Genomic DNA, 10,231 nt, shown 5'->3' on the forward strand with positions numbered 1-10,231 from the left:
GATTGTATAGCTCGTTTCCAATTTCATTATTTACATAAATTAGCATATTTGCCCATCCAAAATACCATTTTTTTAATACAGGATCATGGCTCATCAGAGTCTTCCAGGCATCTTCTAAAATTTTAGTTTGAAGCAATAGATAAAAATGAAATTGAACGTGCTGCACTTTCAGACAACTTTGAAACAGAAGCTTTTGAAGGTTGGGAAGGACATAATGCGCAAAAAAGCATGGAGTCTTTGGACAAGAGATTTGCACGTAGTCAAGGAAATTCTTCTAAAAAGTGGACCATCACCTTAATTGGTGGTAGTGCACTCTTAACCTTATTCTTCATATTCATCAATCTAGAAAACAAAGAAGACCCTAAAACGGTTACAGAAGTTTCTACTCCTATTAAAATGGATGAACCCATTCTAGAAGATAAAGAAACAAACAAAGTTGAAGAACAAAACAAACAAGATGAACAAGCTATAGCGGTTCTGCAACCCAAAGAATTAGAACATACGCTAGATAGAACAGAACTTGTTGAGTTAAGAAAGGGAAAAACTTCTGAAGAAGAAGAACTTCATCAGCCCCAAATATTGATGGATAAATTGAATATTGAAGAGGTCGAATTAAATAAGCAAGAGCTACCTCAGTTGAATTATCAGATAAAAAAAGAAATTTACCTCTATGATTTAAAACTGGTAGACTACCGTCCTTACAGAAAGGAAAGAATGAAAGAGGAAAAATTGGTAATGTCTGGTACTCCTGCGAATCAGGAAGCGCAACAGACATCAGAACAAAATTTCGAGTATGAAGAAGTAGATATACCCTACATCGAATATTTAGAAAAAAGCATGTACTACTTTTCAAAAGGCATGTATAAAAAGGCGCTTGTACGCTTCAATAAAATACTCGATCATTATCCAAACGATGTAAATGCGCACTTCTATGGTGGTTTATGTTACTACAATTTAAACGAAGGAAAGGTGGCTTTAGATTATTTTGAAAAATCCTACTCACTGAGCTATGGTAACTTTAAAGAAGAAGCTGAATGGTTGAGTTATTTGACTTATATAGACCTTAAACAAAATAAAAAAGCAAGGGCCTTACTTCAACAAATTGCGCATCAAGGTGGATTTTATAGTGAACGTGCCAAAGACATTCTAAATAAGTAAATTGAATTTTCTTGAAACATAAAAAAGCCCCGATTTTGCATCGGGGCTTTTTAGTATTCTTTATTTTTCTCTTACCATTCGCTTTAACAATGGACTAGGTCTGTATCTGTCTTCTCCATATTCCTCGAATAATTCTTGTAATTGGTTCAATACATTTTCTTCACCTATTTCTTCCATCCAAGCCAACAATCCTTTCGGGTAGTTCACCCCTTTTGTCATGGCTAAATCTATGTCTTCTTTAGAGGCGATGTTTAAGAACAAAGCATCCACGGCCTCATTGATCAACATAGCCAAAATTCTGTTTAAGATTTTTCTTCCTAACACCTCATCTTTAACTGGCTCTGGTTTCACTGCTCCTTCAGCATAGTCAAAGTAACCTCTACCTGATTTTCTACCTAAGTATCCTGCTTCAGCGTGACGTTTTTGTGTAAAACTCGGCTTGTAACGTGGATCGTAATAGAAAGATTTAAATACTGTTTCTGTAACCGTATAGTTGATGTCATTTCCAATGTAATCCATTAAAGTAAATGGTCCCATTCTAAATCCACCTAACTCAGTCATTGCCCAGTCGATAGTCGCAAAATCTGCTACACCTTCTTCATAAATACGTAAAGCTTCTCCGTAGAAAGGACGTGCTACACGGTTCACGATAAACCCAGGAGTGTCTTTTGCCAAGACTGTAACTTTCTTCCATGAGTCAATGATAGCTCTGGCCTCTTTAGTTACCGCTTCACTTGTTTGAACCGCTGGTATAATTTCTACCAAAGGCATTAATGGTGCAGGGTTAAAAAAGTGAATTCCTATCATTCTACTTGGGTTCTCCAAAACAGACCCAATAGAAGCAACAGAAAGAGAAGAAGTGTTCGAAGCCAAAATACAATCATCGCTCACGATAGATTCCATTTGTTTAAACATCTTGTGCTTCACCTCAAGGTTTTCAACAATTGCCTCTATGATTAATCCACAATTTTGAAAATCGTTTCTATCTCCAGAATAGTTGATACGGTCTAAAATAATTTCTGCTTCTTCTGCAGAATATTTTCCTTTTTCAACTAGTCGATTAAAAATCTTTTCCATGCTTGCCTTTGCTCTTTTTAAAGCATCAGCATTAACATCTATTAAGTTTACTTGGTGTCCGGCTTGAGCAGCAACCTGAGCAATACCTGCTCCCATTGTACCTGCTCCTAAAACTCCTACTTCTATCATTTCAATATTATTTTCCTGTAAATTCTGGTTTTCTTTTCTCTAAGAACGCACTTGTACCTTCATTAAAGTCATGGGTTTGCCCTGCTTCTGCCTGTAACTCTTCTTCAACAGCTAACTGCTGTGTTAAATCGTTCGTAAAACTTTGGTTGATAGCCTTTTTAGTAAGTCCTAAACCTCTGGTTGGCATAAGCGCTAATTTACCAGCAAAAGCAGTAACTTCCTCTTCGAAAGTTTCTTCTCCCAATACTTTGTAAATCATGTTTAGCTTTTCAGCTTCAGCTGCACTTACTTTATCTCCCGTCATCATCAATGCCATAGCTTTTTGCGCACCAATTAAACGTGGCAAGAAGAAGGTTCCTCCTGAATCTGGTATTAAACCTATTTTAGAAAAAGCCTGGATAAAGCTTGCACTTTCTTTGGCAAAAACAATATCACACGCCAATGCAATGTTTGCACCTGCACCTGCCGCTACTCCATTAACTGCAGCAATAACTGGTTTTTCTAAATTTCTAATTTTTTCAATAATCGGATTGTAGTGTTTGGCTACGATAGACTTCAATTCTGGTCCGTTCGGATCCGTAGCCTCTGCCAAATCTTGACCAGCACAAAACGCTTTTCCTGCTCCTGTTAACACTACACATCTTACGCTATCATCCGTAGCACAAGCATCTAACTCTTCTTGCAAAGCCATTGCCATAGCTTGGTTAAAACTATTAAATACCTTCGGACGGTTGAAAGTGATCGTACGAACACCTCCATTATTTTGTATATCTAAAACCATGATTATTCTTTTGGGCGAAAATAGCCAAAATGAATGCAAAAGCCAATATTTACTGCAGATGCAACATTTTACTACTTCACAATACTATATGTTATTATATAATTCTACAGATTGTTGAAAACGCATTGCTAATTCATCTCTCAACCACAATGGCTTCACCACCTCTATTTCAAAAGCGTAACTTACCAATTGACGAATCAATTCTTCTGAAATCAATACCTCTAATTCGAAGGTTGTACGCTTCTTCCCTTCTTTCACTACTTTTTGCGAAGCATGAAAAGGTTGAGATGCAATATATTTTGCAGCGACGTTATTGGCCTTGAACTTAATTAGCTCTGGACTGTTTTCGTTAGCTGTAATACCTACTGAATGTTTGAAGAACAATTCTGCATTAAAATTCGTTGGTTGTTTTCCTGTTTCCTCAGAAAGCTCCAAATCCATCATTCTATCTAAACCATAGGTGATGATAGCATCTTTGACCAAGTCAAAAGCAATTAAATACCATCTATTCCTATATTCTTTCAATAACAAAGGAGTAACCTTACGTCTTTTCTTTTTCCCAGAAACAAAGCTTTCATAATCGAAGTAAACTACTTTTTGTTCCTTAATTGCTTTCAACAAAGGACTTAAAAAATCACTTCCTTTAAATTCGGTTACCGTTTCAAACTGTACGTAATTATCCAGTTCCTTATCGTTCGGATTATTGGAAATATTTACACGATCAAAGATCTTATCTAAAGCAGAACCAAACTGCTTAAACATATCCACATCTCTAAACTGTACAAGTGTATTTGCCGCAAACTTAATTGCTTGCACATCATCTTCAGATAACGGAATTTCATTGATGGTAAAATCATCCTCTGTGTAATAGTACCCTCTGTCTCTTTTCGAATATTTAATAGGAGCATCATGTTCCATACGCATAGCGAACATGTCTTTTTCTATCGTTGAATCACAAATATTCTCACCTGTAGAATCTCCATATAACGCTTCCTCACAAGCTTGTCTTAAATCTTGTTTACTTGGAAAGGGTTTGTATTTGTTACGTAAACATTTATCAATAATTCTGTAACGAATAAGTGCATTTTTAATGTGAGGCATGATGAAATTTTCTTTCGTTCTTTTCCTGAATATCGCGCCAAAAATCAGCGCTCATCAAAAATAAGAGAAAGCTTTTACATTTAACAGTAAAGACCTGCTTTTCCTATAAATTCATGTAAAATTAATACATGAGAATAGCGCTCATTTTCTTGTTACTTTTCCATTAACAACCGTTTTACAGCTGAACAATTTGTAATTTTAATCCATGAAAAAACTCATTCTACTTATTTCTTTGTTTGTAATTACAACAGGTTACTCTAAAGAAATTGAACCAGACAGTACAGCCTTTTTAGGCGACAGTGTTTGTTGGAACGATAGTATTGTGAACTTTGCCCTAAAATACTTAGGTACACCCTACAAATATGGAGGTACGAACCCAAAAGGTTTTGACTGTTCTAGGTTTGTATATTTTGTCTTTAAAAATTTTGAATGCAAGCTACCTCGAACATCTTCATCTTATCATCCATTTGAGGATACCATTCCATTGAATGAAATTCAAATTGGCGACATTCTTGTATTTACAGGTACAAATGCTGCGATTAGAAAACCGGGGCATCTAGGAATCGTTACAAACATCACAGAAAATGAAATCATTTTTATACATTCGTCGTCATCTAAAAAACACAGTGGCGTTGTAGAAAGTAAATTATACACTACTGGGTACAGAAAGCGTTATATTAAAACATTGAGAATACTACCATGAGAATTACTGTTTTTGCCCTTTTATTAATCACTCTATTTTCTTGTCAGGATGACAGCTTGACCTATGGTGAAGCAAAATCTAAATTAATGCTTGGAGAATTTGAAGTGTACGAAAATCTAGCCTCTTGTGACTGCGATAGTTTGGTAAAGAATGGACAAGGAGAATACCTTATGGCGGATACCTTATATACGGGAACTTGTTATTCCTATTACGCCAATGAACCTGAAAAGATTTTGGAAGCAAAGCAAATTTTTAAAGGAAGATTACACGGTGCATACATTGTTTATTCACCTTCGGGAGACACCCTAGAATTTACCTTATATAAGGATGGAAGATACCTTGGCCAAACAAAAGCTAATGCCTTTGAATGTAATTGTGACTCTTTAAAAGTGGTTGATCCAGAAGCGAGTATCCAACAAAAAACCTTATATGGATTTAATTATAACGGAGCTTGTATACGTTACTATCCCAATTCCGATTCTATCATTTATATGAGAGAAAATTACAAGGATGGATATTTAGATGGATCTTATTTCGTTTATGACAGAGAAGGAAATATAATCTCTGAACAAAAATACAAAGAAGGCGAATTACAATAATTCGCTTTTTTTTTGCCGTAAAAATTTATGAACCCTTTGTTGCATTCCCTTTTCGTAGTGAATGTAATTAGCACGAAGTACTGCTTTCAATTCTCGAGCTAAAACTGGGTACTTTCCTATTAATAATTCCATCACCCATAATGCTCTTGATTTGGTAGTGGTATTATAAGAAGATTCCTCTAATACACACAATAAGTAATTGATTGCTTCAGATTCTTGCGCAATGGGTACACCACAATACCTCCAATAGTTTGTAAATGAACTTTTGAAATCGAACGATTCTACAGTTTGAGAAATGCGCCATAATTCCGATAAGTCTTTGGACAAATAAGCAGCATCGAGATGAGCCAAATCAGTTATCATCCATGCCAATCTGCGTCCTAATTTAGGCTCTTGAAAAAAGTCTGAAAATTGAGAAGGCACAAAGCCCAGCGTCAACATTTCATTTGCTAGAGCTTTCCTTTCCTGCCCTGTACTGGTCTCTAGAAGCACTTTTAATTTATTTCGAAAGTTTTCCATTCTTCACGGCTATGGCTTGGGTTAATACTTCCTTCACCAATTCAATTGGAATATCCTTGTTGGGATCAACCTCCATACTTTTCATCTTTTTTCTCCCTTTAAAATCAAGGACTGGATGATGTAAAGAATTCCCATCAGAAAAAAGGATGTAGGGTTGATTGGATTTTTTATCCTTCCAGAGGTAACACAAAATTTTATCTCTATACAAAAAACAGGGTGATCCATATTTCACACACTCCGTAATCAATTCATCATGCTTCCGAATAATTGACCTTAAGGTCAACCAGCACGACTGTAAGGGTTCATCTTGTTTTAAGTATATATTGATGTTCTCTTCCATGGCTACAGGAAATCGTAATCCATCTCAACCTTGGCAATTCTCGTTTTAAACGTGGCAAACCAAGCTGATTTCCCCTTCTCTTTGGCAAGTGAATGCAAGGGGTTATTTTTCCATTTGCGAATAGATTCCAAATCCTTCCAATAAGATACGCTAATTCCCACCTCTTCTCGGCATGCTTCAACGCCTAAAAAACCATCAGCATCTTTTACGGCTTCTTCAATGGCTTCATTCATTTCTTTGTAATTCTCTACTACCTCAGTTCGAGTTGAAGTAAAGATTACCGCATAATAGGGCGGTTTGGGAGTTTCTGCTATCATCCTTGAAAAGATTTTTACCAAATCTACAAACAAAAAAGAGATCTTCTTTCGAAGATCTCTCATCAATTTAAGCGGCTACTAATTTTACTGAAGTACAAACTTAAAGTTAGCCGATTCGTCGTCGTTATCTAGCTGTAATATGTATAATCCTTTCGCTAATTCACCTACATCGATTTTGGTATGCATTTGATTTAATTTGAACACCTGAACTATTTTACCGGTAGACATCTCTATAAGCTTTCCTTGTAAAACTTCTCCGTCTAGCTGTACCATTTTCACATTTAAAACACCCGATGTTACAGGGTTAGGATAAACTGAAATTCCAAATTGCTCAAGGTCTTCCTCCACATTCAATAAAATATTTTGAGCTTCAACCGCACCTATATCTCTTGTTCCGTCATAAACTGCATTACCATGTTGATCTACAAACATATCCGAAGGTGCACCTGCATTGTATGCTGGACTCCCTACAGCCAAACTATGACTTAAAGTTACCCCTCCATTAAAAGCCAATGGAGAGATAACTGGGTTTACAGGGAGAGTGACCGTTCCTGTGATATCCCCCATTGCAGTTGCAAGGGTACTTACCTCAAGAACACCGATTAAGTTGTATCCATCACTGGTGATAGGTGATGTAGAAGTATATAAATCTGCACTAGAACCTGCGTTAAGTGCAACAATTGTATTTTTTAATGAAGGAACCGTAAGGCTGTTATTTGCCACACCACCTCCTTCGTTACTTGCTGAATTATAAACGATAGTCGAAGCATTAATGTTCAATTCTGAATCTGAGTAAATTCCACCACCGTGATTCATAGATGAATTTCCTGATATTGTTGAAGTCATAACCGTTGCGCTACCAGACTTAATATGTATAGCACCGCCATTTCCTAAGGCTCCATTTGAAACGTTATTTATCAAAGTAGATGCATTAATAATAACATCTCCTCCGTTGACGAATATTCCTCCACCACCAAAGCTTTCTCCATCACCATTGGCTTGGTTTCCATCAATATTTACTTCAGTTAAGGTCATGGTAGAACCCGTCTGATTCCACAAGGCTCCTCCTTCTCTTCCAGCAACATTATTCTCGAAAGATCCACCGTTTATAGTAATGTCTGCCATACCAGTAATATGAATAGCACCACCATTACCCGGCGCAGGGGTACCTGCAGTTCCATCTACATCATTATCAATAAAATCACATGCTGTAATATCCAAGGTTCCATTTACCAATTCAATGGCTCCTCCAGCTCTATTCGCCGCATTGGCAAAAAAGTTTGAGTTTAGTATACTTACATCACCATCTAAACTCAAAATAGCTCCTCCAGAGGCAGAAGTTCCCGTTGCCATATTACTTTCTATATCTAAAGCAACAAGATCCAATATACCAGATACGTTAAAAATGGCAGCTCCTCCATCGTCAGCAGCGGCTCCGAGGGCTACATTGTTCATGATTTCTGTGTTGTTCACCGTCATGGTTCCTGACCCATTCCAGAGTCCTCCTCCTTCTAAACCAGCTGAATTCCCATTAACAGTTCCTCCAATAATCGATACATTACCTGCACCCGTGATGTGTAATCCACCTCCGTTTCCAGGGGCTGACAAAGCAGAGTTATTGTCTAAGTTTACATTTGAAAGCATCAAAGTACTTCCTCCTGAATTATCTTCAATTCCCCCTCCAGCTCGCATTGCTGAATTTAAGGTTATACTCGAATTACTGATGCTCAAATCAGACCCTACATCATTTAATATTCCACCACCAGAACCAGCAGCTCCATCGGCAGAGTTATTTGAAATAATTGCATTTATAATCGTGAGGTCACCTCCATTAAAATTATAGATTCCACCACCACCATTATCTGCGGCATCGCCAGAAGCTATATTTCCAGAAATGGTAGTTCCATCAATATCCATTGAACCTGAACCATTCCATAGCCCACCACCTTCAGAACCGGCAGTATTGCCATTTACCGTTCCTCCAGTAATTGCGATAACTCCAGCACCCGTCATGTGTAATCCACCACCGTTTCCGGGAGCAGATAGGGCCATATTATTATTTAAATTAACATTATTGAGTGTTACAAAAGAAGTTCCTCCTGTTGCATTTCCTTCAATACCACCTCCAGCTCTTGAAGCTGAATTAGCGGTAATGAAAGAGTTGTTTACTGTTAGTATAGCGCCTACATCATTCAATATTCCACCCCCAGAACCAGAAGCTCCATCGGCTGAATTATTTGTGATGACCGCATTCGAAACATTTAATGTTCCGTTATTGAGGTTGTAGATTCCTCCACCACCATTGTCTGCTAAATCTCCAGATGCCGTATTTCCAGAAATAGTAGTTCCATCAATATTCATAGTTCCCACACCATTCCAAAGACCTCCACCTTCAGAACCTGCTGTATTTCCATTTACGGTTCCTCCGGTAATATCTATTGTACCTGGACCGGTCATGTGTAATCCACCACCATTACCTGGAGCAGATAAGGCCATGTTATTGTTCAGATTGACGTTTGTTAGTATAATGTCATTGGAACCACCAGTGGCAACTCCTTCAATTCCTCCTCCTGCTCTTAACGCTGAGTTACCCGTAATGGAAGTATTGTCTACTGTTAAAGAAGCATTCACGTCATTTAAGATTCCTCCACCTGATCCCGAAGCACCATCAGCATTGTTATTAGCAATACTCGCATTCATGATCATAAGTGTTCCTCCAGAAAGGTTATAGATTCCTCCACCACCATTATCGGCAGCTGCTCCTGAAGCCGTATTACCAGAAATACTCGTACCATCTATGGTCATCGTTCCCGTTCCATTCCATAATCCACCACCTTCTAATCCAGCCGTGTTTCCATTCACTGTTCCTCCAGTAATATTAATCGTTCCGGGACCTGTCATGTGTAAACCACCTCCATTTCCTGGAGCTGATGAAGCCATATTATTGTTTAATGTAACCCCAGAGAGGGTAATTGAATTTGATCCTGCCGAAGCAACACCTTCAATTCCCCCTCCTGCTCTTAGCGCAGAGTTCCCTGTAATTACCGTATTTGTGATAGATAAAGTTGCATCCACATCATTTAATATCCCACCTCCAGAACCAGCGGCTCCATCAGCGTTATTATTAGTAATGATAGCATTGGAAATATTTAATGTTCCGTTATTGAGGTTGTATATACCTCCACCTCCGTTGTCTGCTGCATCTCCTGAAGCAGTATTTCCTGTAATGGTCGCACCATCTATGGTCATGGTTCCTGATCCATTCCAAAGTGCCCCACCTTCTGCGGCAGCCATGTTGTTGGCGTAGGTACCTCCTGTGATTACAGCCGTTCCTGCACCCGTAATATGCAATGCACCTCCATTACCTGGCACAGGCGTTGCCGGACTAACACCAGCATTGTTATTTGATAAGCTACACGCAGTTAAAGTAACCGTTGTACCAGCAACTGCCTCAATTGCTCCACCTGCTCGGTTCGCAATATTATTTGTGAAGGTTGAATTCACTGC

The 10,231-nt window shown here is 38.0% G+C and carries 10 protein-coding genes; 3 read left to right on the forward strand and 7 right to left on the reverse strand.

From position 1 onward, the window contains the following. Nucleotides 1-228: 228 nt before the first annotated feature. Nucleotides 229-1,158 (forward strand): hypothetical protein, encoded by a 930-nt coding sequence (locus R3333_RS09015; protein WP_318958460.1) that lies wholly within the window; start codon nt 229-231, stop codon nt 1,156-1,158. Nucleotides 1,159-1,218: 60 nt separating this feature from the next. Here the strand turns inward: R3333_RS09015 and R3333_RS09020 are convergent, their stop codons facing one another. The 3 genes from R3333_RS09020 to R3333_RS09030 all read right to left on the reverse strand — a co-directional run bounded on the left by R3333_RS09020 (nt 1,219) and on the right by R3333_RS09030 (nt 4,246). Then, nucleotides 1,219-2,361 (reverse strand): 3-hydroxyacyl-CoA dehydrogenase NAD-binding domain-containing protein, encoded by a 1,143-nt coding sequence (locus R3333_RS09020; RefSeq protein WP_318958469.1) that lies wholly within the window; start codon nt 2,359-2,361, stop codon nt 1,219-1,221. Nucleotides 2,362-2,371: 10 nt separating this feature from the next. Continuing rightward, complete coding sequence (locus R3333_RS09025) at nt 2,372-3,145, reverse strand: enoyl-CoA hydratase-related protein (RefSeq protein ID WP_318958461.1); 774 nt, start codon at nt 3,143-3,145, stop codon at nt 2,372-2,374. Nucleotides 3,146-3,229: 84 nt separating this feature from the next. Then, nucleotides 3,230-4,246 (reverse strand): WYL domain-containing protein, encoded by a 1,017-nt coding sequence (locus R3333_RS09030; protein WP_318958462.1) that lies wholly within the window; start codon nt 4,244-4,246, stop codon nt 3,230-3,232. Nucleotides 4,247-4,451: 205 nt separating this feature from the next. On the opposite strand from R3333_RS09030, the gene R3333_RS09035 reads away from it, so the two are divergent. Both R3333_RS09035 and R3333_RS09040 read left to right on the forward strand, forming a co-directional pair. After that, on the forward strand, nt 4,452-4,949 hold the full coding sequence (locus R3333_RS09035) for a C40 family peptidase (protein WP_318958463.1): 498 nt from the start codon (nt 4,452-4,454) through the stop codon (nt 4,947-4,949). Continuing rightward, nucleotides 4,946-5,548, forward strand: coding sequence for a hypothetical protein (locus R3333_RS09040; protein WP_318958464.1), 603 nt, complete (start codon nt 4,946-4,948; stop codon nt 5,546-5,548). Before R3333_RS09035 ends, R3333_RS09040 begins: the two co-directional genes overlap by 4 nt. On the opposite strand, the gene R3333_RS09045 is transcribed toward R3333_RS09040, so the two are convergent. The 4 genes from R3333_RS09045 to R3333_RS09060 form a co-directional block, all read right to left on the reverse strand. Next, entirely contained in the window at nt 5,540-6,067 is a 528-nt protein-coding gene (locus R3333_RS09045) for a hypothetical protein (protein ID WP_318958465.1), read from the reverse strand. The genes R3333_RS09040 and R3333_RS09045 overlap by 9 nt on opposite strands. Then, entirely contained in the window at nt 6,048-6,407 is a 360-nt protein-coding gene (locus tag R3333_RS09050; protein ID WP_318958466.1) for a DUF1801 domain-containing protein, read from the reverse strand. Before R3333_RS09050 ends, R3333_RS09045 begins: the two co-directional genes overlap by 20 nt. A gap of 2 nt (nt 6,408-6,409) precedes the next feature. Next, the gene (locus R3333_RS09055) at nt 6,410-6,724 is read right to left on the reverse strand and encodes an antibiotic biosynthesis monooxygenase (RefSeq protein ID WP_318958467.1); all 315 of its coding nucleotides are present in this window, start codon (nt 6,722-6,724) and stop codon (nt 6,410-6,412) included. A gap of 84 nt (nt 6,725-6,808) precedes the next feature. Further along, nucleotides 6,809-10,231 (reverse strand): T9SS type A sorting domain-containing protein (locus tag R3333_RS09060; RefSeq protein ID WP_318958468.1); only part of this gene is annotated, 3,423 nt, incomplete at its 5' end.

The sequence above is a fragment of the Lishizhenia sp. genome, assembly GCF_033720595.1.
Classification (GTDB): domain Bacteria; phylum Bacteroidota; class Bacteroidia; order Flavobacteriales_D; family Crocinitomicaceae; genus Lishizhenia.

What these genes read in the sequence shown, in the direction of transcription:
- R3333_RS09015 (WP_318958460.1), top strand. Translation starts at nt 229, where the DNA reads ATGGAGTCTTTGGACAAGAGATTTGCACGTAGTCAAGGAAATTCTTCT.
- R3333_RS09025 (WP_318958461.1), bottom strand. Translation starts at nt 3,145, where the DNA reads ATGGTTTTAGATATACAAAATAATGGAGGTGTTCGTACGATCACTTTC.
- R3333_RS09030 (WP_318958462.1), bottom strand. Translation starts at nt 4,246, where the DNA reads ATGCCTCACATTAAAAATGCACTTATTCGTTACAGAATTATTGATAAA.
- R3333_RS09035 (WP_318958463.1), top strand. Translation starts at nt 4,452, where the DNA reads ATGAAAAAACTCATTCTACTTATTTCTTTGTTTGTAATTACAACAGGT.
- R3333_RS09040 (WP_318958464.1), top strand. Translation starts at nt 4,946, where the DNA reads ATGAGAATTACTGTTTTTGCCCTTTTATTAATCACTCTATTTTCTTGT.
- R3333_RS09045 (WP_318958465.1), bottom strand. Translation starts at nt 6,067, where the DNA reads ATGGAAAACTTTCGAAATAAATTAAAAGTGCTTCTAGAGACCAGTACA.
- R3333_RS09050 (WP_318958466.1), bottom strand. Translation starts at nt 6,407, where the DNA reads ATGGAAGAGAACATCAATATATACTTAAAACAAGATGAACCCTTACAG.
- R3333_RS09055 (WP_318958467.1), bottom strand. Translation starts at nt 6,724, where the DNA reads ATGATAGCAGAAACTCCCAAACCGCCCTATTATGCGGTAATCTTTACT.